At 58.8% G+C, this 24,504-nt stretch carries 18 protein-coding genes; 9 read left to right on the forward strand and 9 right to left on the reverse strand.

Annotated elements, in window-relative coordinates:
* The first annotated feature begins 182 nt into the window (after positions 1-182).
* Positions 183-1,313, forward strand: coding sequence for an HD domain-containing phosphohydrolase (locus VFQ24_14645; GenBank protein ID HET9179593.1), 1,131 nt, complete (start codon positions 183-185; stop codon positions 1,311-1,313).
* An 80-nt stretch (positions 1,314-1,393) separates the two neighbouring features.
* Here the strand turns inward: VFQ24_14645 and VFQ24_14650 are convergent, their stop codons facing one another.
* Positions 1,394-1,720: a hypothetical protein gene (locus VFQ24_14650; protein ID HET9179594.1), complete on the reverse strand. Its 327-nt coding sequence runs from the start codon at positions 1,718-1,720 to the stop codon at positions 1,394-1,396.
* A gap of 318 nt (positions 1,721-2,038) precedes the next feature.
* Between VFQ24_14650 and VFQ24_14655 the strand changes: the two genes are divergently transcribed.
* The 3 genes from VFQ24_14655 to VFQ24_14665 all read left to right on the forward strand — a co-directional run bounded on the left by VFQ24_14655 (position 2,039) and on the right by VFQ24_14665 (position 5,181).
* Positions 2,039-2,977, forward strand: coding sequence for a serine hydrolase (locus VFQ24_14655; GenBank protein HET9179595.1), 939 nt, complete (start codon positions 2,039-2,041; stop codon positions 2,975-2,977).
* A gap of 78 nt (positions 2,978-3,055) precedes the next feature.
* Positions 3,056-4,207, forward strand: a complete 1,152-nt coding sequence (locus VFQ24_14660) for a radical SAM protein (protein ID HET9179596.1) — start codon at positions 3,056-3,058, stop codon at positions 4,205-4,207.
* A 95-nt stretch (positions 4,208-4,302) separates the two neighbouring features.
* Positions 4,303-5,181 (forward strand): SAM-dependent methyltransferase, encoded by an 879-nt coding sequence (locus VFQ24_14665; GenBank protein HET9179597.1) that lies wholly within the window; start codon positions 4,303-4,305, stop codon positions 5,179-5,181.
* A 65-nt stretch (positions 5,182-5,246) separates the two neighbouring features.
* On the opposite strand, the gene VFQ24_14670 is transcribed toward VFQ24_14665, so the two are convergent.
* Positions 5,247-5,846, reverse strand: a complete 600-nt coding sequence (locus tag VFQ24_14670; protein HET9179598.1) for a class I SAM-dependent methyltransferase — start codon at positions 5,844-5,846, stop codon at positions 5,247-5,249.
* Positions 5,847-6,305: 459 nt separating this feature from the next.
* Here VFQ24_14670 and VFQ24_14675 point away from each other — a divergent pair, with 459 nt between their 5' ends.
* The 3 genes from VFQ24_14675 (at position 6,306) to VFQ24_14685 (ending at position 13,686) form a co-directional block, all read left to right on the forward strand.
* Entirely contained in the window at positions 6,306-9,356 is a 3,051-nt protein-coding gene (locus tag VFQ24_14675) for a hypothetical protein (protein HET9179599.1), read from the forward strand.
* A gap of 81 nt (positions 9,357-9,437) precedes the next feature.
* Positions 9,438-10,517, forward strand: a complete 1,080-nt coding sequence (locus VFQ24_14680; protein HET9179600.1) for a VWA domain-containing protein — start codon at positions 9,438-9,440, stop codon at positions 10,515-10,517.
* Between the two features lie 427 nt (positions 10,518-10,944).
* Positions 10,945-13,686: a glycosyl hydrolase gene (locus tag VFQ24_14685; protein HET9179601.1), complete on the forward strand. Its 2,742-nt coding sequence runs from the start codon at positions 10,945-10,947 to the stop codon at positions 13,684-13,686.
* 179 nt (positions 13,687-13,865) lie between these two features.
* Here the strand turns inward: VFQ24_14685 and VFQ24_14690 are convergent, their stop codons facing one another.
* A complete protein-coding gene (locus VFQ24_14690; protein ID HET9179602.1) occupies positions 13,866-14,033 on the reverse strand; it encodes a hypothetical protein in 168 nt (55 codons plus the stop codon).
* Positions 14,034-14,479: 446 nt separating this feature from the next.
* Here VFQ24_14690 and VFQ24_14695 point away from each other — a divergent pair, with 446 nt between their 5' ends.
* A complete protein-coding gene (locus tag VFQ24_14695; GenBank protein ID HET9179603.1) occupies positions 14,480-14,845 on the forward strand; it encodes a VOC family protein in 366 nt (121 codons plus the stop codon).
* Between the two features lie 73 nt (positions 14,846-14,918).
* On the opposite strand, the gene VFQ24_14700 is transcribed toward VFQ24_14695, so the two are convergent.
* From VFQ24_14700 to VFQ24_14715, 4 genes are all read right to left on the reverse strand, one after another.
* A complete protein-coding gene (locus VFQ24_14700; GenBank protein ID HET9179604.1) occupies positions 14,919-17,057 on the reverse strand; it encodes a sulfatase in 2,139 nt (712 codons plus the stop codon).
* A gap of 237 nt (positions 17,058-17,294) precedes the next feature.
* Positions 17,295-18,407, reverse strand: a complete 1,113-nt coding sequence (murB, locus tag VFQ24_14705) for a UDP-N-acetylmuramate dehydrogenase (protein HET9179605.1) — start codon at positions 18,405-18,407, stop codon at positions 17,295-17,297.
* 30 nt (positions 18,408-18,437) lie between these two features.
* Positions 18,438-20,030 (reverse strand): fatty acid--CoA ligase, encoded by a 1,593-nt coding sequence (locus VFQ24_14710; protein ID HET9179606.1) that lies wholly within the window; start codon positions 20,028-20,030, stop codon positions 18,438-18,440.
* Between the two features lie 81 nt (positions 20,031-20,111).
* A complete protein-coding gene (locus tag VFQ24_14715; GenBank protein ID HET9179607.1) occupies positions 20,112-21,416 on the reverse strand; it encodes an MFS transporter in 1,305 nt (434 codons plus the stop codon).
* A gap of 261 nt (positions 21,417-21,677) precedes the next feature.
* Here VFQ24_14715 and VFQ24_14720 point away from each other — a divergent pair, with 261 nt between their 5' ends.
* Positions 21,678-23,324 carry a hypothetical protein gene (locus VFQ24_14720; GenBank protein HET9179608.1) on the forward strand — a complete coding sequence of 549 codons (1,647 nt, stop codon included), beginning with the start codon at positions 21,678-21,680 and terminating at the stop codon, positions 23,322-23,324.
* Between the two features lie 50 nt (positions 23,325-23,374).
* Here VFQ24_14720 and VFQ24_14725 read toward each other — a convergent pair whose 3' ends face one another.
* Together VFQ24_14725 and VFQ24_14730 are read right to left on the reverse strand one after the other, a co-directional pair.
* Positions 23,375-23,548: a hypothetical protein gene (locus tag VFQ24_14725; GenBank protein HET9179609.1), complete on the reverse strand. Its 174-nt coding sequence runs from the start codon at positions 23,546-23,548 to the stop codon at positions 23,375-23,377.
* Positions 23,549-23,703: 155 nt separating this feature from the next.
* Positions 23,704-24,144: a DUF6677 family protein gene (locus VFQ24_14730; GenBank protein ID HET9179610.1), complete on the reverse strand. Its 441-nt coding sequence runs from the start codon at positions 24,142-24,144 to the stop codon at positions 23,704-23,706.
* Positions 24,145-24,504 lie beyond the last annotated feature (360 nt).

Here is a 24,504-nt window from a genome sequence, read left to right on the forward strand (position 1 = left end):
CGGCTGCAAATTCTTCCGGAGGTTGCCCTCAACATGGCGGGTGGCCTTTTCCAGCAACCCGCTAACGCTGGGAAGGCGAGCCTCCGATAGAAAGCAAAGGAGGACCTGAACCTGGAAAGTGAGCGAGCGCTCCACGGCTTTAGCTTTGCGCCGGCGATCAAGGCCCCCAGGGGAGAGCCAACATGCGTGACAAGGAAACCAAGCCGAGAGTCCTGCTGGTGGATGACGAGCGTGCTGTGTGGCAAGTCCTGGGAGAGAAGCTGGGACGAAGCGGATTCGATTGGCACGGCCGATCGAGCGCAGAGGATGCGCTGGCTTGCCTGGAACAGGAACCCATCGACGCTGTGGTGTCAGACCTGAAAATGCCGGGAATGACAGGCCTGGAACTGCTGGCCGAGACGCAGAAGCGCTATCCTCATTTGGCGTTCGTCATGGCCACCGGTGAGGACGACATCCGGGTGGCGGTCGAAGCCATGAAACACGGCGCGGACGACTATCTGGTGAAGCCCTTTCATCTGGAAGCAGCCGTGGAATCCGTGCGCCGCGCGCTGCGAAAGAAGCTCATGGAAGCGGAACTGGACAGGTATCGCCGTCAATTGGAAGAGATGGTAGAACGGCGGACCCACCAGCTCCAACTGGCCATGAAACGCATCGAGCGCGCTTACGACCAGACCCTCGAAGCGCTGGGGGCCGCGCTCGACCTTCGAGACACTGAAACGGCTGGCCACTCCCGGCGCGTCAGCCTCTACTGCCTTGAGATCGCCCGGGCGGTGCGCTGCACGAATGAGCAGCTCAAGACCATTGCCCGTGGAGCTTACCTGCACGACATCGGGAAGATTGGCATTCCGGATTCAGTGTTGCTGAAGCAGGGCAAGCTTACCGCGGAAGAAATGGCCATCATGCAGACACACGTCCGCATCGGATACGAACTGCTCAGCCGCATACCCTTTCTCTCTTCAGCCTCAGAAATTGTGCTCGCGCACCAGGAACGTTTCGACGGGGCCGGCTACCCTCGGGGGCTCATGAGAGAAGAGATCCCCCTGGGAGCCCGGATTTTTGCGATTGCAGACACACTGGATGCGATGACGTCAGACCGCCCTTATCGCCAGGCTCAACCGTTCAAGACAGCGCGCGAGGAGATTATTCGTGAATCGGGGAAACAATTCGACCCGGACGTCGTCCGCGTCTTCCTCTCATTTCCGGAGCAGACATGGGAAAAAATCCGGCTTCAGGTGGCGAGTGGCCGGGGGCGTTCCAGCCACCTGGACACGGACGGCGAAGAAAGCTTTTTGAACGAAATGTTGGTGAATTGACTTCAAAACCGCTCGGCATCACGGCCAGGGATTCATCTAACGAACGTGCTCTTCCGTCCCGGCGGTCCAGCGCGCACCCGCTACTGTTCGATATAGCCCAGGATTTCCGCCGTGCATCCTGCCAGTGTTCTTCCTGTCCGGCCCGGCCGATGGTCCACCTTGGTGGCAAAAGCAACTTTCTGGACCATAATCCTGTACTTCTGAAACTCGCATTCGTCGGCCAACACAAGATGGTCACTGTCGAACAGCTCGTCGAAACGGATTTCCCTGGCTTCGAGGTCCACATACGCTTCAGCGACGCGCGCCACCAGCTTTCCCTTCTGGTAGATAGCGTCCTGCTCCCGGTTTCCGGCGCCTGACGGGACTGCCGGACTTATATTTTCAGGACCCACAGACTTTTCGCTCACTGATTATTCACCCCTCCAAATGGCAGGCAGCCACATTCCATGCGCTCATTGTTGCAGCCCCTGATCTACTGCCAATCGCGCTGGCAGCCCAATCCTATTTCTTAATGGAATCCGGCATCATTGGTCAAGGCCTCACCGCCATCCTTTCCGAAGCCGAATTCTAACGTACAGCCTTTGGGTTGCGAATGTCATGCGAAACGATTACTCTTGCGCAGAGCGGCCGGTGCCGGCAACTGCGACGGCCGACAAAATCTGACGAACGAAGTGGCGCTGCTTCACAAACCAACGGCGCTGTACAGTTCCAGGAGGGATTTTTTCATGGGCTTGATTTCTCAGCGCCGGATGCTTCTCGCGATCCTCTCCCTGTCCTTCGTGTTTTCCGGAGCATTCATGACGGCTGCGCCGCAGCAGCAACAGACGCCGCTTGGCCGCCAGTTGGCCGATATTGCCTCGCATTTTGGCGGCAAGGTCACCTTCGCTGTGGTGGACCTCAAGACCGGCGAACGCCACGGGCTGGCCGCCGATCAGCCCGTCGCAACGGCATCGGTGATCAAGTTGCCGGTTATGGTGGAGGCGTTCTATCAAATGCAGGAAGGCAAGCTGCAATGGTCGCAGCCGGTGGAGGAAACCGGCTTCGACCGCGTCCGTGGTTCCGGAATCCTGCAGGACCTGCATCAGCAAATCGGACTTACGCTTGGCGACGCCATCACCCTGATGATCGACTTGAGCGACAACACCGCGTCCAACATCGTCATCCGCACTGTGGGGATCGATTCCGTGAATGCGCGAATGCGCAAGTTGGGGCTCCAACATACCGCTCTGAATGGCTACGTTTTCCATGAAAAGGATGCTACAAACGAGGATGCAAAAAAGTTTGGCCTAGGGGTCACGACGGCCGGCGACATGCTGCATCTGCTCACCGTCATCAGGCAACACGAGATCCTCACGCCGGCGGCCTGCGACCAGATGCTGAAGATTCTGGGCAAGCAGCGCGACAACGATGCTTTTCCGCGCTACACCAGCGACCTGCAGGGCGTCACCTGGGAGCACAAGACCGGCGCGCTTGATGCCGTCCGCAACGATGTCGGGATCGCCGAAACGCCGGTCGGACCCGTCGTCATGGCGGGCTTCGCTTACGACTCTCCCGACCACCAGTGGACTGCCGACAACGCTGCGCTGCTGGTGTTAGGACGTCTGGCCCAGGCTGCCCTGGCGCATTTCCTGCCGACAAAAGCAGCGGGTGAAGCGGCAAACTAGACCAGAATCTGCCGGCCACAGCGGCTACGTACTCCTTTTCCATAACAGAGTCTAGCTCTGATACAATTCGTACCAGTGATGCCCGTCCAGTCAGGAGCGAGAAGCCGCTCGATTTTCCGCGCTTTCCGGCCCGAGAAGCGCCTCAAGCTTGTCATCTTCTTCATCACCTCTGTGTGCAATGCAAAGTGCCGGACCTGCTTCTACTGGGAAGAACTCAACCAGCGGGGCGACCTCACATGGGAGGAGATCCAGACGCTGTCGGGAACCATGCCGCCCTTCACCGACCTGTGGCTTTCAGGCGGCGAGCCCATGCTGCGACGGGAACTTGCCGACATCCTGCGCCTGTTCTACGTAAATAATGGTATCCGATGGGTGAATCTACCCACCAATGGCCTGCTTCCAGAGCGCACCGCTGCGCAGGCGGCAAAGATCTGCACCGACAACCCAAAGCTGCAGCTTGACGTTAACGTGGCCATGGACGGCCTCTATGCCGTGCAGGATTCCATCCGCTCCGTTCCCGGCAATTTTGAAAGAACCTTGAAAACGCTGGAGGCCCTTCAGCCCTGCCGGGAGAAATTCGCGAACCTGCGCGTCAACATCAACACGGTGATCTGCGCGGAGAATTTTGATAGCGTGCTGGAAATCGGTCGCTTCGTCCGGCAGAACTGCCGAGTGGATGGCCACTACTTCAACATCATCCGGGGCAGCGCCAAAGACCCGACGCTCAAGCGAATTCCAACGGAACGACTTCCTGCTCTCTATGGCGAAATTCGAAAGATTTATGCTCACTATGCGCGCATTGCCACCCGGCACCACGGCGGCCTGTTCAACAGGATCGGGCGGGCGTATTACGAGGGTGTACTGGCATTCCACAACAGGGTGCAGCTTGAAAACGTCGAGTCGTCTCACGCCTGGCCCATGCCCTGCACGGCTGGCGAGACCTCCATCGTGATCGACTACAACGGTGACGTGCGCGCCTGCGAACTCCGAGGCAGGCTCGGCAGCCTGCGCGATTTTGACTGCGACTTCCAGAAATTCTGGAATGCTGAAGCGCGACGCAACGAACCCACCGCCATCGCTCACGACCAATGCTGGTGTACGCACGTCTGCTTTATCCACGACAGCCTGCGCCACTCTCCCAAGGCGCTGCTCTATGACGTTCCTCTGAGCTATCTGCAGCTTAAGCTCGCGCGCTTACCGAACGGCCACCATCGTGGCGATGGTCAGTGAGCCGCCGGGCAGCGGATGGCCGAACCACTGGCACGGCTCGCACGTTCAGCGGATTCTGCAAAACCTTTCCCAGGTTCTCGACCGGAGTGTGAATCGTGAAACTTAACAATGGAAAATCCGAAGACCAGATTCAGCATGTCAGCGACACGGCGTTGATGGTCGCCGCGTGCCGCGCCATGGAGACCGCGGAACCGGATGGCCTGATCCGCGACACTTTTGCGGAGCGCCTGGCGGGCGAGCGAGGCATGGCGATTGCGCGCGGCATGCCGATCCTCGAATGGATGCGGTTCGGCGTGGGCATACGGGCAAAGTTTATTGACGATATCCTGATGGACACACTGCGCGAGAGGCAAATCAAGACCGTCCTGAATCTCGGCTCTGGACTTGACACCCGGCCCTGGCGGCTGGAACTGCCCCGAACGCTTCGCTGGGTCGAGGTGGATTTTCCGGCCATGATGGAATACAAGCGGGAAAAGCTGGCAGATGCCAGGCCTAACTGCCGGCTTGAGCAGGTGGCAGCAGACCTCTCAGACGCTCGGCAACGGCAGAAAGTGTTTGAGAGAGTGGGCGCGAAAGAAGCTTTGATGATCACGGAAGGACTCCTGATGTATCTTCCGCGGGCGGGGCTTTTGGAACTGGCCGCCGGAGCGCCGCACGCTTCCGGTTTACGGCATTGGCTGCTCGACGTCGTTTCCGAAGAAATGTTGCGCATGTCCGCCGTAGGGAACCAGTCGGCCGTGGATGATCTGCGGCCCAAAGACCACATGGTTGGGCAGGCGATTCTGGATGCGGCCACAGAAAACGGGTGGGCGATCACGAAAAAGCGGACGTACGCAGAGGGCGGCGCCGTGGCAAGCCCGGCCCGTAGCCGGAAACTTGGCAAATTGATCATGAAATACACAGGGCTGAGTTCCGTTCCGAAGGACGATGGTGTGACCGGGATTTATCTGCTGACTCGCGACGGAGGCGGGTAGCTTCGACGAATAACCCGGGCTGGCATGAAATCTCGCGAGGCCCCGGCCGCGCCGGGCACCGGATCTTATCGCCTGACGGCCACGATGAGGCCGGTGGCCCAAGACAATGCGGCAATGGCAAAGCGGCCATCGCCGGTGAGTTGATTGATGAGGAGAGGAACCTTTTCACCGTGGCCTGGCGGCCAGTTTGGCTGCGGAAGCAGGTCATCAATCACATAGAAGCCGCCGGGCTTCACAACGCGCAGACAATCTTCAAGCCCTTCGTACTTGCCGGGGACCGCATCGGCAAACACGAAATCAAAACTCTCTGACGGCTGGCGGCCCAGGAACTGGAGGCCGTCTTCAAGCACCAGCGTCAGGCGGCTGTCGCTGCCCAGAAACTCGCGCGCCACCTCCTGGTGCCTGGAATCCACGTCCACGCTGGTCAAGGTTGCGCCGGCATCCATTCCGGCCAGGATCCATGCGGTGGCAACGCCGGTGCCTGTTCCGAGCTCCAGCAGACGACTGCCCGGCTTGGAAGCCGCAAGCGCGCGTAACAGGGCTCCGGTGCGAGGCTCGGAAGCCATGTCGAATCCTATGGCGTGGGTCCGGGCATTGATTTCCGCAAGGGCCGCGGGTGGCTGTACGAGATCGAGATCATTTAATCCTTCGAGGCCTGAAATCATGCCGCCATTCTATCCGTGCCGCGAGGAAACTGCAAAGCGTGGAAACCGCCTCTGCCACTCGATGGTGTGTCAATCTGACGCAGGTTCAAAAACCCGTGTCACGATCCACCCCGACAAGTAAGCCCTCGGAAGGCTGCGCCGGGGTAATGTGCCAATATGAGGATTGAGATTGATTCAGGGACATCCTGAGCTTATACTGGTGCTAACCAGGGAGCTCAGATTCGAATTAGCACACAATTCCCTTGACCTGGGAAAAATGTGGGCGTGTTCGAGCACCGCAAGGATGCGCGGCGTTTTACCGTAGACTGCCGCCTCGGAGCCAATCTACGTAAGGACGTCCTCGCAGAAGAAATCTTCCAGGGCTTGTGAAGCCTTGGAATCATAGGGGGCCCGACGATGAAATCCCTAATCCTCCGATCGGCCTTGCTCACAATTATAATTCTGTTGCCTGGATGGGAGATGAACGGCGCTCCGGGCCGCAATTCGCTTCCTTCTCTTCCCGGAGCGGATTCAGCGCAATCCAGTTTGACCACCATCAGCCTTCCTGGACCTCTGCGCTCCTTCCTGCGTATGGCTGCGATCAGCCAGCAAGTTTCTGAAGATGAGGTCATTCCACTGCTGGCCCACAATGTGGCGGTCGAAGGGTTTACCTACGATCGGAAGGGGCGGAGGCCGGATCCCACCGAATATCTGACCTTGCTAAAGGATTATGTGAAGCAGGCCAGGGAGTTGGTGGCAATTGCCGGTCCCCGGCAGGTTATCCGTATCAGTAGCTGCGACCAGGCCGGGCCGTTGCTCAAAACCCTTGGCTACGAGCTGGCAAGCCCCTGCGGACCGGACACTTACCTCGTCACCGGTGACTCTGAAAGGGCCTTTCTCACCGATGATTCGGGATTCCCTCTTACGGCCCTCGAGCAAACACTGCGCGGAGGCCAACCTTTCGAGTACGGTTTTGAGTCCGTCAAGGTGCCGGTGTTATTCAGCCAGGGCGATTGGATGGCACTTGACCCGAATAAGAAGGATGATTTACTGGACGCCATCCTCTCCGACGCGGGAGTAGCAAGACTCTACTGGGCCATGGCGCGGATTGACCGGCACACTTGCGAATATCTCCGGAAATCCCCGGGCCTCAAGGGCCTTTTGCCTCTTGCCCCGGCCCTCGATTTCTATGGTAGCCAGATCACGATCCAATCGGGACGCATCATGGTGCCTGGAGGAAAACCGGCTGAAGGGGCCTGGGCACAACTGGCGGGAGCAAATCCCGGCTCCCCTGGCCAGTTTGTGCTTCACGTTCTTGCCAAGGATGACGGTTGGCTGGCCGCCTATTTTGATGGGCTGTCGCGGGTTGATCCCGCACAGCAGGCCTATGTGTCACAATCTCATCACCTTCAGAATTTCTATAAGGCGCTGGTTGGCAAGAACCCCTCTCCCGGCCCGGCGCGCCCTGTTTTCAGGCCGGACGCTGGGTTGCTGCTCCTCGTGTCTGGTCTCCAATTGGATGCGAATGGCAAACCCCAGATTCCGGGCGGACTGGTAGCGTGGAAGGCAATTCTGCAGGAGCTCCAGCGCCAGGACCATTCCAAACTGGTCCACGAGTGGGCCGGGCACGCGGCACGGTGGACCACCGCCGAACAGTTGTTGGAATCCATGTTTGCATTCTCCCGGCTCAATATTGACGACGGGCCTCTGCAGGCTTACCTCTCAATCAGCGGAATTGATCGCACGCGTTCTTCAGGAACGCGCCTGACGCCCGATACGGTGCGGTTGCTTGCAACCAACTTCAAGAAGTTTGGCGACCAATACCTCACCTTTTCTGAATTCCCCTTGGACAACCCTTCGATCACAAATTTTATTCGTGCTGCTGAGGCAATTGATGAAATCCACGACCGTAATTTGCGGTCCGACAGCCTCGGCATTTTCCAGGCCAACATAGGCCTCTGGAAAATTCTGGCCAGACAGCGTGAAATCCCTGAATCAAACTGGGACAAATCCTGGCAGGCGTTGATTAAGCCGTTTACGGGAATCCGCACCTCCGGCCAGCTCTATGATGCTGCCCGGACCTCGACTCGGGCGCTCTTGCAGGCATCAGCGGGGAACGCCAATCTCTCGCAGGCCGGGATCATCGACTTGCTGGCAGGGCCGGCGCAGACGAGCCCGGAAGGCAGAGAGGTGAGGACGGACCTGGCCAATAAGCTTCGGATGATGATGGCGGCTCAACGCCTCGTCCCGCTCGATACTCTGTTCGAATTGGGCGACGGCCTGGAACAAATGGCTAAGGGTGGCGCGCCGTCCTCAGCCCTGGTTCCTTTGGCGGCGCAGCTCCGTCAGTTCCAGCTTCCCAAGCCTCTGTTCACCAGAGGTGAAAGGGCCGAGTGGTCCATGGGCCTTTACGAGAACCAGCATCTCCAGAGCGAGATGCAGACAAACCTCGCCAAAATAATACAGACGAGACCTTCGGCTGACAGGCTTCGGGCGGCGCGCGGCGATTTGGTTCCGTTCCTTAGAGACACACTGGTGGGCCTGAACTATGCGTATTACGAACCTCCTGGCGCCCAGATGATTTACAACAACGTTCTGTTCGTGCGCTCCCACGATTTTTCGGGTGCAAGCAGCATGGAAGAAGATCGCTCCTGGAAAACTCCTGATCTCTTCGGTCGCGGCCTCTCAGCCGGCGGAGGCGCTCATCTGGTCGGCTCACTTTCGAACCTCCCGTACGTCCTCGCACAAGTGGAGGAGAACTTCATCGTGCCGAACAGCGTGCAGTCCCTGATCTGGGAAGATCTCGTGCCAACCTTAATAGCCGGAGCGGTGCTTCCACGCTGGTGGCATGTGACAAGAAATGAGCTCCACGCGGTCACACTCTACCAGAGGTTTGGCGAAGAACTGGTGAAGGCTGCTGGTACCGATCCTCAATTGCGCGCAAAAGTGATGGGAATCTTTTCCGATCGCATGCTGCCTGCGCGGTTTGAGGAGGTTGGGCAAGAACTGAGCGACGGCCGTTCCAGCGCCGCCCTTGCCCAGATGACACCGGCTGATTTGTTCTGCCTGGCCGCGGCGTTCAGGAAGAGCTTCCCTTCGGAGGACCCTGAAGGAGGAGAAGCCGAGAAGGAATTCGACCAGCTTGCCCAGCAGCATCCCAATGAGGTTAGCTGGGAGCGGTTGTCAGCGGATTTTGGGGTGCCGCATCCCGCCCTCGGTGGGACTGACGCGCGATCGTTGGTCAACATGAAACCCTTTCCCACCTACCTGGGTTACTCCAGCCGGCTGTTAGCGGAGTCCTGGGAGTCCAACAATTTGTACTGGGCCCGGCTGGCAGACGAAAAAGGCTACTCCCCGGTGATGCTGAATATGCTGGTTCCGCAACTGACCTATCGTATGGTCGAGAACATTGCGGCTACTTATCTGGACGATTGGCCTGCTCTGCTCCGAGCTTTGCGGGTGACGGGGGAGGAGTTTCAGCAGGGAAAGCTGGCTTCGTTGCCAGGCGCGGGGAGTAGAGCCGGACTCTAAACTGCCTTGGCCGATGCGGGCATTAGGCCAGGTGTGGGCGGAATCCAGGACCAAGGATCGGATTTTTACGGAAGGTGATCTATGGGACAACGATACATTCTTCTCGCTTTACTTTCAATCGGGGTGTTCATGGGACCAGCCCTTGCCGCCCAAACCCAGAAGACGGATTCCGATGTGACGATCCTCCACATTACCGTCAACATGGTCCAATTGGATGTGGCGGTAACGGACAATAAAGGCAGGTATGTAACGGGCCTCGGCCCCGGGAACTTCCAGGTGTATGAGGATGGGATTCGGGAGAAAATCGCGGCTTTCGGGGAAGAGAACGGCGCTCCGAGAAGCGTGCGATACTCCGGGCCAGGCGGAAAGGTGCCTCAACTCGGGACGTTCGTCTTTGATGGCGCAGCCGGGGCCAACGCCATTGCCCCGTCCTCTCCGGGAGCCAGCGTTTTTGTCCTGTTTGACACCAGCAATTATATGTATCGGGGCTTTGCTCTGGCCCGGGATGCCATCGCGCAGTTCGTTCGGTCGCTCGACCGCTCAGACCGCGTGGCTTTCTATTCCTACAGCCGCGATTTTTTCCGGGCGAGTCCGCTTAGTGAAAAGCCTACGCAGGTCCTGGAGGCAGTCCGTTCCACAGTGGCTGGCGACGACGCGGCGCTCTACAACGCGCTCTTGTGGACCCTGAAAGACGCCGACAAGTTTTCCGGCCGAAGAGTTATCGTGGTCTTCTCAAACGGGCCTGACGATGCCAGCATGGTCTCGCCTGAGGATGTCCGGGAGCTCGCGCAGTCCGAGGGAATCCCCATCTACATGATCAGCACCCGGGAAGCCGAACGCGATCCGCTTTCGACAGCCGTGTTCAAACGCATCAGCACGAGCACGGGCGGCAAAGCTTATTTTGCCGGGCATTGGCAGGACCAGGAAAAGGCGTTTGCTTCCATCCGTGCGGACCTGGCTCACCTGTATACCATCAGCTACTATCCGGCGCCGAACCCGAATAACGGTTGGCGTAAAATTACGGTGGAAGTGAAAGGTAAAAACCCGAAAAAATACAGCATTCGGACGCGGACCGGGTACAGACCGCGGGTGCTTCCAGAGGCGACCGAGGCATTGCCGATGGATACCGCTCCGCTGCCCAAAAGCGCTGGCGGGAGGTAATTCGGGACCATTTGCGGGGCCTTCTGCGAAGTGCCCGCCCTTGCCGCAGTTCGAAACTGCGCGAGGGCCGGAGAGTTAAATCCTGCCTGCGCCGCCACTCCCGCCCTCATCTTAATCCATGCCACCGAGGTTCCCGGTCCAGTTTTGGACCCGCAATTCCACTGACCCATCGAATTTCCTAACGAGTGACAGTTTTTCGAGATGCCGGTGCGCCAACCGATCAGCTTGAATTGCCGGCACGGCTGGCGTATTCTCGTGCCCCAAGGCAAAACGGCTTGAGGGGCAATCGAGACCGCTGCTGCGCTTCGTCCTGATTGAGATCGCGGCGGCGCTTGACCTCGCCAATCTTTCCATTTGCCGAATCCCCATTTGGACCACCGTGCAAGGGTCATGGCTGATGAGACCCCGATATTCACGAAGAGAATTTTTGCGGACGACTTCTCTCGCGCCACTTGAACTCCGGATGCTGGCCTGGCTTTCCAGATCTTCGGACGCGGCAGCGACAGCCGCCGGCGCGTCGCTGTGGGCGCCATTCATCAAGCCGCCGGATGACTCACGCATCATGATGCGCTGGTGGTGGTTTGGGCCGGCAGTGGCCAACCAGGAACTGGAACGCGAAATCCGCGCGATGAAAGAAGCCGGCATCGGCGGGTTTGAAATTCAACCGGTCTACCCTCGGGAGATGGATGATCCCGCTCGCGGGATTCGCAACCTGGCTTATCTTTCCGACGGCTTTCTTGATGCATTGCGGTTCGTCAACCAGAAGACCCAGGAAATGGGGATGCGGCTGGACCTGACGCTTTCGAGCGGCTGGCCTTACGGAGGGAGCCTCGTTCCGATCACGCAGGCCGCTGGCATGCTGCGGGTGGTGGCTGTTCCGATTCCGGGCACCGACAATTCTGTGGCAGCGCCCAGTCTTGAAGCAGGCGAGTCCCTGATAGCCGCGTGGGCCATGCCTGGCGATCATTTGCGCTTTCCCAAATCGAGTGCTCAGCAACTGGACGACCTCAGCGGCGTCAGAGTCATGGTGCCGGACCGGCGGCAATTCCGCGCGGTGTTGTTCTTCATTTCCAGCCGCACAGGCATGCAGGTGAAGCGCCCTGCCGTGGGAGCTGAAGGCTTTGTGATCGATCACTACGACGCCGCGGCAATCGGTGCTTATCTGCGCTCAACAGGCGATCGCCTGATGCAGGCCTTCAGCGGAAAGCCCCCTTACGCAGTGTTCAGCGACAGTCTTGAAGTCTACGGATCCAACTGGACTCCGGACCTGCTGGCCGAATTTCACCGCCGCCGCGGCTATGATCTCAAACCGCACCTCCTGGCGCTGGTGGGCGATGCTGGAGAGACGACGTTGGCTATTCGCTGCGACTGGGGCCGCACGCTCACGGAGCTTGCCAATGACCATTACCTGGCGCCGCTGCGGGAGTGGGCGGACCGAAACGGCACCAGGCTTCGCTGCCAGGCCTACGGCGAGCCGCCGGTGACCCTGTCCAGCAATCGCCTCGTGGACCTCCCGGAGGGCGAAAGTCCAGACTGGAGAGGATTCAGCCCGGCGCGCTGGGCATCCTCTGCCTGCCACCTCTACGGCAAGCCGGTCGCTTCGGCGGAAACATGGACATGGATCCACTCTCCGGCTTTCCGCGCAACGCCGCTGGACTTGAAGGCTGAAGCCGATTGCGACTTCCTTCAGGGAATCAACCAGATTGTCGGCCACGGCTGGCCTTACTCGCCGCCGGAGGCCGGCGAGCCCGGCTGGCGTTTCTACGCGGCTGGCGCCTTGAATGATCACAACCCCTGGTGGCCCGTGATGGCCGACCTGGCGCTTTACCTCCAACGGATGTGCTTCCTGCTTCGCCAGGGCAAACCGGCCAACGACGTTGCACTATATCTTTCCAACAGCGATGCCTGGGCGCAGTTCACCGCCAACAGCAATCCCTCGGTTAACGGCGTGCTGGCCATGCTGTTGGGGAAGAACATACTCGGCCACATTCTGGATGCCGGTTTCAATTTCGATTTCATCGACGATGAAGCCATCGACCTTGTTGGCATCCCCTACGCCGCTCTGGTTCTGCCCGGTGTTGAGCGAATTCCGCTGGCCGCCTGCCAGAAGGTCCGGGAATACGCGCTTCACGGCGGAGTGGTCATCGCTGCCCGCGTGATTCCCCAACTTGCCCCCGGCCTCCTGGAAGGCAGGCGCGACAGCCCGAAAGTCCGAGCGCTTTCCCGTGAACTCTTCGAGGGGCAAAACGCGCGCGGCCTCTTGGTTCAAAATGAAGCAGCCTTGGGTGCGGCGCTTACCAGCAAGCTGACTCCCGACGTCGAATTGAATGCCGAAGCGCCTGAAATCGGCTTTATTCATCGCAAGCTCGATGAGGGCCACCTCTACTTTCTGGCAAACACGGGCAACAAGGCGCACGATGTTGAGGCCACCTTCCGGGTGAAGCAGCTTTCGCCGGAGCGATGGGATCCGTTTACAGCCACGAAATCCGCCGTGCGATGGAAGTGTACAGATGATGGGCGCACCGCAGTGACGCTTCACTTTGAACCCTATGAATCCGCTGTGCTGATGTTCTCCAGTTCGCCGAGCGCTTCTGCCCCAGCCCCGGCCCGCGCCAGGCGAAGGTCAGTGCCGGCTTCCGTCGATTTAAGCCGCGGCTGGAAAGTCACTTTCACCGGCACGGGCAAATCCATTCAAATGGACCGTCTGCGCCCCTGGACGGAACTGGCCGGCCTTCGCTTTTTCTCCGGCCAGGGCGTTTATGAAAAGGCCGTATCGGTGCCGGAATCCATGCTCAACTCCGGGGCGAAGGTTTACCTGAATTTCGGCAAGGGCGTTCCCATCGAACCGCATCATCGACAGAATGGCACGCAGGCCTGGATTGAGAGTCCCGTGCGCGAGGCAGCCGTCGTGTATGTGAACGGGCAGCGGGCCGGTTCGGTTTGGCGCCCGCCGTACGAGCTGGAAATCACGGAATGGCTGCATACAGGAGCGAACGCGTTCCGGGTGGTTGTCGGGAACCTTGCCATCAATTCCATGGCGGGCAGATCGCAGCCTGACTACCGCCTCCTCAACCTACGCTACGGCAAACGTTTTGACCCGCAAGACATGGAGAACCTTCAGCCCGTGCCCTCCGGCTTGCTGGGGGTCGTCACCTTGATCGCTCGTTAAAAAATGGGCTTACGCATGGCGACGGCGTTCCGGGAGAGCGTTTGGGCTGATTTTTGACGATCGCCTAGCCCTCTTGAGAAGCTCCGGTTCGTTTTAGGTTTGATTTTTCGGCTTTCTAATGTTTTCAACAAGATCGGTAGCTTTGTTTTTAGGTTCGTTCCGGTTCGTTTTTTCCACAGCTACGTGTTTTCAACAACTTCTCCGCTTTGTTTTCCGGTTCGTTCCGGTTTGTTTTTTGGCAATTTCTCTTTTTTTTCAACAACCTCTCCGGTTTGTTTTTCAAAAAACGTGTTTTTCTGTCCCATTTCGTTGTTTTTGGTCCCGGAAAACTCGACAGGCGCAGGCACTGAAAGGAGACTACCATGCTAGGCCAGTGTTTGTCAAGCAAATTCGACGGGAGAGGTTGGAAGTCAGGAGTCAGGAGTCAGGAGCCAGAAGTCAGGAGCGGCGGGTCAATGACGTAGACTTTCCCGATGATCGCTCCGGCCTCCGAAGGAGTAAGGCCTGGCTCCGATTTCCTAAGTTGATGAACGCGGAGCTGAGGCCGGCCGTCTGAGCGGGAGCGCGGTCGGCAATGCCTGGTTGACCGCCGCCGTCCAACGAGATATCGTTGTACTCGTACCTCGGCAGTCCGCGATCAAGGTCACCCAACGGACTCTACCTGCACTCTCCAGCTCTTGAGGGAATGTGGATGGAGGCGCATCAAGAGCACACCGGGAAAGGTGTGCGTGCGCCGTCGATCCGCAGCACACTTTCCCCTATTCCATTGAGCATAAGGCAAAGGAGAGAAGCAATGAGCAATCCGGGAAACCACCATAAGATCAATTATATTGAGTTCGCCTCGAATGATCTCGAACGGACGAAACGGTTTTACGAGAAGGTTTTTGGATGGAGTTTTCAGGACTGGGGACCAGACTATGTCAGCTTCAGTGGGGCACTGGCCGGGATCGACGGCGGTTTCAGAAAATGCTCCCGGCAGGAAGAGTTGGCCCATTTTGACCCGCTCATCGTCCTCTACTCAGAGAATCTGAAGGCTACCCAAGACGCCATCGAGGCCGCGGGCGGCACCATCGTTGTACCGGCGTTTGAATTCCCAGGCGGGCGACGATTTCATTTCGCGGACGGCTCGGGAAATATCCTGGCGGTCTGGTCAAAGTAGCCGCTGGACGAACACGCGCCGCACACATCGCAAACCATCGCGACGTGTGCGGCACCCGGGGCTGCAAGCACATCTAATGGTAAGGCAGGCTCTTCAGCGATTCCTGGTCGGGCCTGGCAGGCTTGTCAGAAGGCGGAATTTCCTCGGAAGCATCGAGGGCCTGCGCCGCTCCGATAAACCGGGATTTGCTCGCGAGCTGGGCGCCGGCGGGTTTGCGGGCGGCCATCAATTCACTCATAAACGCGCGTCCGTTGGCGCTATGGGCAAAAAGGTAGTCCTGATCGCGCCAGGGCTGGGATGAGGCTGCCAACACCTGGATCAGCCGGCTGCGAAGGCCCGCCAGGGTGTCCTGCGAGTCGTCGAACTGGGCGAGATTAATCTGGTCGAGCGGATCGGCCGTCCAGCGGTAAAGCTCCTGGCGGCCGTTCGATTGGTAAATATATTGCCATTCGGGCGTGGTGAGGCTGATCATGGCCTGCTTTCCGCCTTCATTGAAGATAGGCACTAGCTCCGAGATGGCGAAGTTGTCAAACGGCGTCGGCGCGAATTTCGGGTCCCAGAATCGCCCCAGGCTGTCCCGATTGAAGCGCGTCTTGCCGCCCCCGGCCAGATCGAGCACGGTGGAGAAAAGGTCACGGGTGCGGACCAGTTGGCTGATCCGCACGTCTTTGGGGATGCCGGGCCCGGCAATAATGAGCGGCACGTGCAGCGCCTCGCGGTACAGATTGTAGCCGTGGCTGTAAAAGCCCTGTTCGCCGAATTCTTCGCCATGATCGGAAGTAACGATGACGATGGTGTTCCGGCCCTGGGGAGTGTTGTCGATAAAATCGAGCAGGCGCCCAACTTGCGCGTCGAGAAAGGCCAGGCAGTTGTCATAGCCTGCGATCAGCGCAGCCTGCTCGTCCGACGTGATTCCGCGGGGCGGGTCGGGGCCTTGCAGGGCATCAAACAGCTTGTGGACGAGCTTGTCTGAAATCCTGCCGAAGCGATGGTCATAAGGCGGGCTGGTCAGGTAGGGCACGTGGACGTCAAAATAGTTGATAAAAAGAAAATAGGGATTCGCGGGGGGGCGCCGAAGCCAGCGCAAAGCCTCCTGGTTGGTTTCACGCGCGTTCTGGCGCTCGAGATAGTCAAACCGGAAAAGGGTCTGGTAAGCAGGCTGGATGAGCGCCGTTCCCAGCAGCGTGCCGGCCAGATTGCGCTGCAATGACTCGCTGTCGTCGCGGTAGATGTCAAAGCCGCGACCGATACCCCAGCCTCTCTGGCAATAGTCAAAATTAGCTGCGAACCCGGCCGTCCGGTAGCCGTTCAACCGCAGGGCCTCGGCAAGCGTGCGCGGCCCCGGCGGCAGCGGCAGCCACCAGTCGGCCCCGTTCTGATGGGGCAGTAGGCCGGTGAACATGGAGGCGTGCGAGGCCAGGGTCCATGAGCTCGGTGAAATGGCGTTCTCAAACAAAACGCCGCGACGGGCCAGCCGGTCCAGGTTCGGCGTGGTGGGGCGCAAATAGCCGTAGGACGAAAGATGGTCCGCCCGCACCGTATCGAGGACAATGAAGACAACGTTCGGGCTCCCCCGCCGGGCGGAAGGTCCGTCGCTGCTCTGTGCCGGGACTGCCGATGGGAACGACCGCCAGAAAAAATATCCGAGGCCACAGAGGGCAACGACAGCAGCCGCTACAAGCCCCCATGACAGCAAACGCACCACTGGGAAGCGGACCCGGCCGGCAATACGTGAGACGGGTCCCCACAACAGATAAGCGCCCCCTGCCACCACTGCGAAGCCAGCGGCGAAAGCAGCAAGCGGAACCAGGACGTCGCTGCGGAAGGTGAATTCCGTTATGACGATCCGGGTGTGAAGCCAGCGAATCCGCAGCGCCACAAATGCCGCGACGGCCGCGACATCGGCTGCCACAAGCAAGGCGATTCGGTGTTTTCCGGGACGGCGTGCCGCGAGGGACCCCAGGCCCAGGCCCCAGAGCGCGAACCAGGACATGTCAATAAGCGGCGCCAGAAACCATTCCACGAACCCTATGTCGGGAACCAACAGGAACCTGATGCCCGGCGAGCTTCTGAGGAGGGCGGCTTCAAAGGTCCCCAGTAGAAGGCCGGCCAGTGCGCTGATGGCGACGAAGCGCAAAACGATTTCGCGGCGGCCCGTGGCGCTTCCAGGCGAGGTTGCGGGGGCGGCCGAGTCTGTAAGCGCGATTGGCATCTGCTCCGGTCCGGCCTGACTGCTGGCGACTTCAGCCTAACAGGCTTCCAGCTCACCTGACAAACACGCTGGGGATTTACAGCAGCATTCAGCGGTGAGATGCCCGCAGCCGGCCATCAGTTGCATTCTGTAGATATTGGCCAGCGGAAGGTCCCTGCGACAGAAAAGTTACGGCGCCGGATACGGGGATTGAAAAACCAGGAAAGAAACTCGGCCAGAATTTGAGCAAGGACGGGCTTATTTGAGCGCAAGATATTTTTCCACTTCTTCCCGTCTGAAACCTACCAGTTCCGGCTCGAGCTCGATGGTCATGCCCGTGCGCGCGTAAACGGTCCGCCTCACAAGGCCGGCGAGCGTCATCACATCGTGGGCGGTTGCGCCGCCGTCGTTGAGCAAAACCAGTGGCTGGGCTTCATTCACACGCGCGCCACCCTCGCGATGCCCTTTCAGCCCGCAGATTTCAATCAGGAATGCGGTGGGAACCTTCACCGCCCTATCCGCGCCCGAGGGCTTGCGAATTTGTTCGAGGCGCTCCGATTCCGCTGTGGAGAAGTTGCGCCGGATGCTGTCCCGCAGAACCTTAAACTCAGCTTCGTGCAGCACGAGATTCTTGAAAAAAGATCCGGCATTGCCGCCTTTCTCTTCACGCGGGAAAGGGAATTTGCGATCGCGGATCTGGATGACGGCCTCACGGACCTGCTGGATGGAAGGATCCTCGATTCCGCGATCGTTGAAGAAATTGCGCACGTCGGGGTAGCGAAGATCTGGTGTGCCATGCCGGTTGAGCGCCAGTTCGAGCTGCAGGATGATAAATTCGTTTTTCGCGCTGGAGTTGAAAATACTTTTCCGGTAGCCGAATCCGCAATCGGCGGCGCTCAGTCTCATCACGCTGCCGGAGCGAGCCTCCATGACGGTCGCGCTGGCGAAGACCTCGCTGATCTGCTGTCCGTAAGCCCCGATGTTCTGCACGATGGCGGCGCCGCTCTGCCCGGGAATGTGCGAAAGGTTTTCAATGCCATAAAACCCTTCCGCCACCGCGCGGCCGACCACGTCATCCCAGGTTTCAGCCGCTTCAACCCGCAGCATGACCTTCTGATTTTCCGCCGGCTCAATTGCGATGCCGCGCTCGACAGGATGAATCACCAGCCCGTCGAAACCGTTGTCGCTCACCAGGATGTTGCTTCCCCCTCCGAGCACAAAGACGCGCAGGCGTTCATCGTGAGCAAACTCGAGCGCTGCAAGAAAATCTTCCCTCGTGGCGGCGCCGGCAAAAAAAACGGCGGGACCTCCCACTTTGAAAGTGGTGAAGGGCTTGAGCGGCTCGTCCCGTTTGATTTCGAAATGGATCATGCCTCAGTGTAGCGCCTGAAGACCGGCGGGTCATTGCACGCGGCGCTCGCGCCCCGCCCAGTAAGGCTCCCGCAGCACCTTTTTCAGGATCTTGCCGGTGCCGCCTTTGGGTAGACTCTCGAGGAATTCCAATGATTTGGGAACTTTGAATCCGGCCAGGTGGCAGCGACAATGGTCAAGGATTTCGCACCCGGTGGCGCTCTGCCCCGCCCTGAGCACCACAAGCGCCTTCGGGACTTCGCCCCACTTATCATCCGGGACGGCAATCACCGCGCATTCCAGCACTGCCGGATGACCGCCCAGGACGCGCTCAATCTCCGCCGAGGCGATATTTTCGCCTCCGCTCAAGATCATGTCCTTCGCGCGATCGACGATCAGGACATAACCTTCTTCGTCGATGGTGGCCAGGTCGCCGGTGTGGAACCAATCGTCCTGGATGGCATACGCGGTAGCTTCCGGCTGCTTCCAATAGCCGGCCATCACCACGTCGCTGCGCACAATCACCTCGCCCACTTCGCCGCTGTCGGGCTTCACATCATTGCCACGCAGATCCACCACGCGAATTTCGGCGCCCGCCAACGCCCAGCCCGCGGTCGCCTTGCGGCGGTCGAGAACTTCGCGCGACTCGCCCGCCAAGTGGTCTTTGATGCTGGCAATGGAAATAACCGGGGAAGTTTCCGTCAAGCCGTAACCGCCCTTCGCCACACAGCCGGGCAATTTTTCTTCAATCTCGCGAATCAGCCTCGTGTTGCAAGGCGCCCCGCCGACAAACATCACCTTGACACTGGAAACATCATAGCGAGAAAAATCGGGGTGGTTTAGCATCGCAGTAACCATGGTGGGCACCATCTGAATCTGTGACACGCGCTCGGTCTGGATCAGCTCGAGCACGGTGAGAGGATCGTACTTTCTGATGATCACATGCTTTCCGCCCAGCAGCGTCAGGGAGTGCGGCGTTCCCCAACTGTTCACGTGAAATAGCGGGACCGTGTAGATTCCAACCTCGTTGTCAGTTTCCGTATCCGCCTGCAGCTTGTAAAACGCGTGAAGATAGAGGTTGCGGTGCGTGAGCATCACGCCCTTGGGATAGGCCGTTGTTCCGCTGGTGTAGAAAAGCTCGGCCACCGAGTTCTCATCAATCTCGCGGTAATCGATTCTTGCAGGCTCTGCTTCCTCCAGAACCTCGTCGTAGGATTGGGGATGCGCCCACTCGGGCGGGCTGCTGCGAAGAGCAACATAGTGCCTGACGGACGGGATGCGCGGCCGCAGAGTTTCAAGGAGCGGGATAAACTCGGGATCGAAGAAAAGCAAGGCGGGATCGGCATCATTCAAGATATAAGCCAATTCTTCCGGCGCCAGACGGATGTTGAGCGGCAGCAGGATGGCGCCCACTTGAGGAACGCCGTAGTAACCCTCCAGCAACCGATGGCAGTTGAAACTCAGGAAGGCAACGCGCTCGCCTTTCTTAAGCCCCAGCCGGAGCAGCGCGGCTGAGAGCCGGTCGCAGCGCTCGTCAAACTGGCGATACGTGAACCGCAGGTTTTCGCAGACTACGCCTTCCTTGTTTCCGAAAATGCGGGCGGCATGGCGCTTCAGGCGGACTGGAGTGAGCGGAAGAATCATGTTGGTCTATTTTACCTTTAATCATTTCGGGTGAAGATCAGCCAGCCGCGGCACGGCGATGCCTGCGCGTCAATTCCTGAGTCAGGAATCCGCAGTCGCGGCGGCCTCCGAGTCCGCCGGGGATTCGAGCTTGCCGACAACGAACCAGTAGGCGAGCAGGCCGCTCACCAACAGCAGCGGCCCCAGCACAAAACCGGCGACAAACGAGCCGGTCCAGGCAATCAAGAAACCCGTAATCAGCGGCGCCGTAATGCCTCCGATGTTTCCCGCAAAATTCAGGAAGCCGGTCCAGACCCCGATTTCTTCTGACGGCGCGCAGAGTTGCACCATCACCAGAAGGTTGGCGGTCGAGAGTCCCACCAGGCCCGCGCCGACGATCAAGGCAACGGCCACGTTGGCGCTGTCAGCAAACGCCGCGGGAATCATCAGCAGGCCAAACGCGAAGCCAAAAGAGATGATACCTTTGCGCGTCCGGGTCGGGTCCCAGCCGCGGCTGATCAGGCGGTCGGAAATCCAGCCTCCCAGCGGCTGGCAAACACCAAAGACGGCGTAGGGGAGGGCGGAAAAAAGTCCCGCCTTGATGATGCTCAAGTGTCGCGCCTCGTACAGGTAATCCGGGAGCCACGTCAGCATCAGGTACCAGAAATAATCGAAACAGAAAAAGCCCAGGCAGACCCCCAGCAGATTGCGGTCAAAATGCGCCAGCCTGAAGCGCGGGCGTGCTTGCCGGCTGGAAGCTAACGCTTGGGTTTCTGCCCTGTTTGCGAGCGAGGCGGGGAAAGCAAAAAACCAGGGAACCAGCCAGATGAGGCCCAGGATTCCGATCAGCACAAAGGCGTCTCGCCATCCGTAATGGACCAGCAGCCAGGGAATGGCAAGTCCTCCCAGGACGAGGCCGAAGCGGGTGCCGGAATCAAAGAAGCCTGAGGGCAGGCCGCGTTCCAGGCGGCCGAACATCAGGCTGACAATCTTCGTGCCGCCCGGCAGATAGATGGATTCGCCAAATCCCAGCAGCACGCGAAGCAGGATGAGGACGGTCAGCGTGCCGGCCAGCCCCGTGAGCCCTTGCGCCACGGACCACAGCGCAAAAGCTCCGGCGTACACCCACAACAGATTCATGCGGTCTGCCATAAGCCCGATGGGAATCTGCATCAGCGTGTAGGACCAGAAGAATGCAGAGAGCAGAACTCCCTTGGACTCCGGACCCAGGTGGAGATCGTGAGATAGCAGCGGCAGAGCAAACGAAATGGTGGTGCGATCCAGATAGTTGATGATCGACGCGGCAAACAGCAGCCACATCACCACCCAGCGCCGGGTGTTGCTGATGGCAATGGGAGGGACCGGGTTGTACGGTGCGCCGGATGCTATTCCGTTGGAATTATCCATATAATCTCAGCCTTCAGCGGGCTTGGGCAGAATATCGCATTTCTCGGAGAGATCAAGAGAAAGATGGAAAACTGCTCCTCGCGCCTGTGGGTTTGGGCTTTGTTAACGCGCGCCAGGCCGGTAATTCACGCCGCCGGCAGCAGGCCGAAGGCGATGTGAGATTATCTCTCCGCAGCATTTGCCGTGTGGTATTGTTGTGCGTCGAAAATCATTCCATGGCGGAGACATCTTCCGATGCATTCCATTAGCAGAAGACAATTTTTGCAAGCAGGCGCAGCCGCTACGGCTTCGCTCGAAGCTCTGGCCTTCGACGACCCAAGGATTTACCCCGATCGGTGGGTTTACGTTCCAACCGGCCTCGCGAGTGACGAAGAACTGGAACGCGTGCAGGGCATCGCGCACACAGCCTCCAGCCATGGGTTGAACGGCATGCTGCTCTCTTCAGGGTTCGATCAACTCGATTTGAAGCCTCAGGACTACCTCGAGCGGCTCACACGCCTGAAGAAAACCTGCGACAGCCTGAAAGTGGAAATCATACCGCTGGGTTTCAGCGTAGGGTATGGCAGCGGCGTGCTGGCCCACAACAGGAACCTTGCCGCAGGATTGCCGGTCCATGGCGCGCTGTTCGTTGCCGCCGAACATGAAGCGCGCTTCGTTCCCGATTCGCCTGCAAAGCTCTTGAACGGCGGATTTGAAGAACGGCAGGGAAATCTTCCCACGGGCTTTTCCGTTCACGGAGCCTCCGCGTCAATCGACACGGCGGTGTTCCACTCCGGGAAGGTTTCCGTTCGTTTCTCGAATTTTAACGGCTCCTCAGGTGACAGTTACCTGGCGCAGGACATCCGCACCACTCCTTACTGCTGCTATCGGATGCGCTGCTGGGTCAAAACCGAGGATGTGTCGCCGGAAACGCGCTTCCATTTCTGGGCCATCGCGCCGGACGGTCGTAATCTTTCCTACCTGGAGCATCCCCTGAAGGCAACCAGTGACTGGAACCGGTTGGACTGGGCATTCAATAGCTGGTACGCAGACCGGGTGAGTTTTCGCGTCGGAATCGCGGACGGCAAAAGCGGCAGCGTCTGGGTGGATGACGTGGAGATGGAAGAAGTCGGCCTCACCAATGTTCTGCGCCGGCCGGGGACGCCCGTGGTGGTTCGAAATGAGAAGACGGGCGAGGCGTACGATGAGGGACCGGATTATGCTCCCATCGCCGATCCTCAACTCAACTTCCGATGGGACCACGTCGGCCCCTCGATTCACCTGCCTGCGGGCAGCCGCATTCGTCCCGGTGACCGCCTGCGTGTGGATTACTTCCATAGTTTGATGATCTACCACGGCCAGGTCCCCATCGACATGTCTGAACCGGAGGTCTACGAAATCTGGAAAAGGCAGATTCCGCTGATCGAAAAATACCTCGCGCCGAAAAAATACTTCCTCAGCATGGATGAAGTCCGCATCGGCGGCTTCTGCAAGGCATGCAAAGACCGCCGTCTGCCGATGGCGGAAATACTCGGAGATTGCGTCAAAAGGCAGGCGGAGATGATTCACGCCGCCAATCCCGGCGCGCAGGTTTTTGTGTGGTCCGACATGTTTGATCCGAACCACAACGCCCGCAAGCAGTATTACCTGATCGACGGCAGCTTTGAAGGCGCATGGAAATATCTGCCGAAGGACCTGGTGATCGCCTGCTGGTACTACGAAAAACGCAACCTGAGCCTGCCGTTCTTTTCCAAACTGGGATATCACACGCTTGCCGGGGCTTACTATGACGCCGACAACCTTGACAATCCAAAGGGCTGGCTGGAGTCGCTCGACCGCACGCCCGGCGCCGTCGGCATCATGTACACCACCTGGGAGCACAAGTACAAGCTGCTACCTGCCTACGGCGACCTGGTTTCCAAAAGATGAAGCAATCGCGGCATTGTGAATAGGATTTAGAAGAGAATACGAAGACGGACTCATGCAAAGGGAAGCATGATCCAGCCGAGCAGCAAGGCGATGCCGACAAAGGCAACAAAAACCTTGGCGCCGTAAATCACCTGCTCCCGCAGTGTCTGCTTGCTGAGAATCGCAAACACCACGGAGACCAGGAAGGAAAACAGCACCAGAGCTTCAAAATGAGAGAGGACCATTTTTCTCACCTTGCCGGGCAATCATCGCCGGCTGCCAGCTTCAACAGGACGCTGAAAAAGACTGTAGCGGCGGCTTTACGCCGCCAACTCACGTTGAAAGCATGGGCCTTATGGCAGGATGAACCCGCCGCTACGCCGGATCTTTCGGAAACCTGCTAAGCCTTTCTTCCCACCGCGATGTCGTACGTGTCAAGGATCGTCAGAATGTTCAGCATGCCGGCGGAGATCAAAAACGCCGTACCATAATCCGAGCAGACAAAAAAAGTGTCGCCGCCTCCATAGCCGAAGAAGGTGGCCGCCGGCATGGGTAGTCCGGTGGAAAGCTCCGCAAAGTAGCCCAGCGTGTGCAGATATGAACCGGAGCCGGTGGCAAAAAACTGCCCCTGCATCGCCAGACCGAAAGCAAACATTCCCACAATGGCCAGAAACAACACCAGGGCCCGCCATTTGCGGCCCTGAAGGAAATGTCCAAGACCGGGGACCAGCCACGCAGCAAAGCACAGGCCGAACAGGCTGCCGGTCGAGGGCGGTGTGCCGGAAGGCTTGCCGGCCTCCCTCGGCGCTTTCTCTGCCTGTTCCTCGGTTTTCCTGGCCATAAGCTGGATTCAGAAGGCATTGCAGAACCTGGCCCCACGGCCCGCGAGGCCCCTGCACAGCCAACCTGTAACCTTACCACACGGCCCAAACCAGCGGCAATTAAGGTGACGACGCGGCAACGCGAGAATTCGAGGATGTTTTCGAGGAAAATTATGAATGCTGAATTATGAAAGATGAGTTCTGTGCGGGAGTTTCCAAGGTTCGTGACAGTGAATTCGGGACGCAAAGCCCAGAACCACAGGGGCATTCATAACTCGTAATTTGTAATTGCGCCTTTTCAATCACCAATCGCAAATCACAATTCGCAAATGGCGCGATAAACGCGCCGCTACAGCGTTTCCTTCCACTCACTAACCACT

This window comes from Terriglobia bacterium, from assembly GCA_035712365.1.
Classification (GTDB): domain Bacteria; phylum Acidobacteriota; class Terriglobia; order UBA7540; family UBA7540; genus SCRD01.

What these genes read in the sequence shown, in the direction of transcription:
- VFQ24_14645 (HET9179593.1), top strand. Translation starts at nt 183, where the DNA reads ATGCGTGACAAGGAAACCAAGCCGAGAGTCCTGCTGGTGGATGACGAG.
- VFQ24_14655 (HET9179595.1), top strand. Translation starts at nt 2,039, where the DNA reads ATGGGCTTGATTTCTCAGCGCCGGATGCTTCTCGCGATCCTCTCCCTG.
- VFQ24_14660 (HET9179596.1), top strand. Translation starts at nt 3,056, where the DNA reads ATGCCCGTCCAGTCAGGAGCGAGAAGCCGCTCGATTTTCCGCGCTTTC.
- VFQ24_14670 (HET9179598.1), bottom strand. Translation starts at nt 5,846, where the DNA reads ATGATTTCAGGCCTCGAAGGATTAAATGATCTCGATCTCGTACAGCCA.
- VFQ24_14675 (HET9179599.1), top strand. Translation starts at nt 6,306, where the DNA reads ATGAACGGCGCTCCGGGCCGCAATTCGCTTCCTTCTCTTCCCGGAGCG.
- VFQ24_14680 (HET9179600.1), top strand. Translation starts at nt 9,438, where the DNA reads ATGGGACAACGATACATTCTTCTCGCTTTACTTTCAATCGGGGTGTTC.
- VFQ24_14695 (HET9179603.1), top strand. Translation starts at nt 14,480, where the DNA reads ATGAGCAATCCGGGAAACCACCATAAGATCAATTATATTGAGTTCGCC.
- VFQ24_14700 (HET9179604.1), bottom strand. Translation starts at nt 17,057, where the DNA reads ATGCCAATCGCGCTTACAGACTCGGCCGCCCCCGCAACCTCGCCTGGA.
- murB (HET9179605.1), bottom strand. Translation starts at nt 18,407, where the DNA reads ATGATCCATTTCGAAATCAAACGGGACGAGCCGCTCAAGCCCTTCACC.
- VFQ24_14710 (HET9179606.1), bottom strand. Translation starts at nt 20,030, where the DNA reads ATGATTCTTCCGCTCACTCCAGTCCGCCTGAAGCGCCATGCCGCCCGC.
- VFQ24_14715 (HET9179607.1), bottom strand. Translation starts at nt 21,416, where the DNA reads ATGGATAATTCCAACGGAATAGCATCCGGCGCACCGTACAACCCGGTC.
- VFQ24_14725 (HET9179609.1), bottom strand. Translation starts at nt 23,548, where the DNA reads ATGGTCCTCTCTCATTTTGAAGCTCTGGTGCTGTTTTCCTTCCTGGTC.
- VFQ24_14730 (HET9179610.1), bottom strand. Translation starts at nt 24,144, where the DNA reads ATGGCCAGGAAAACCGAGGAACAGGCAGAGAAAGCGCCGAGGGAGGCC.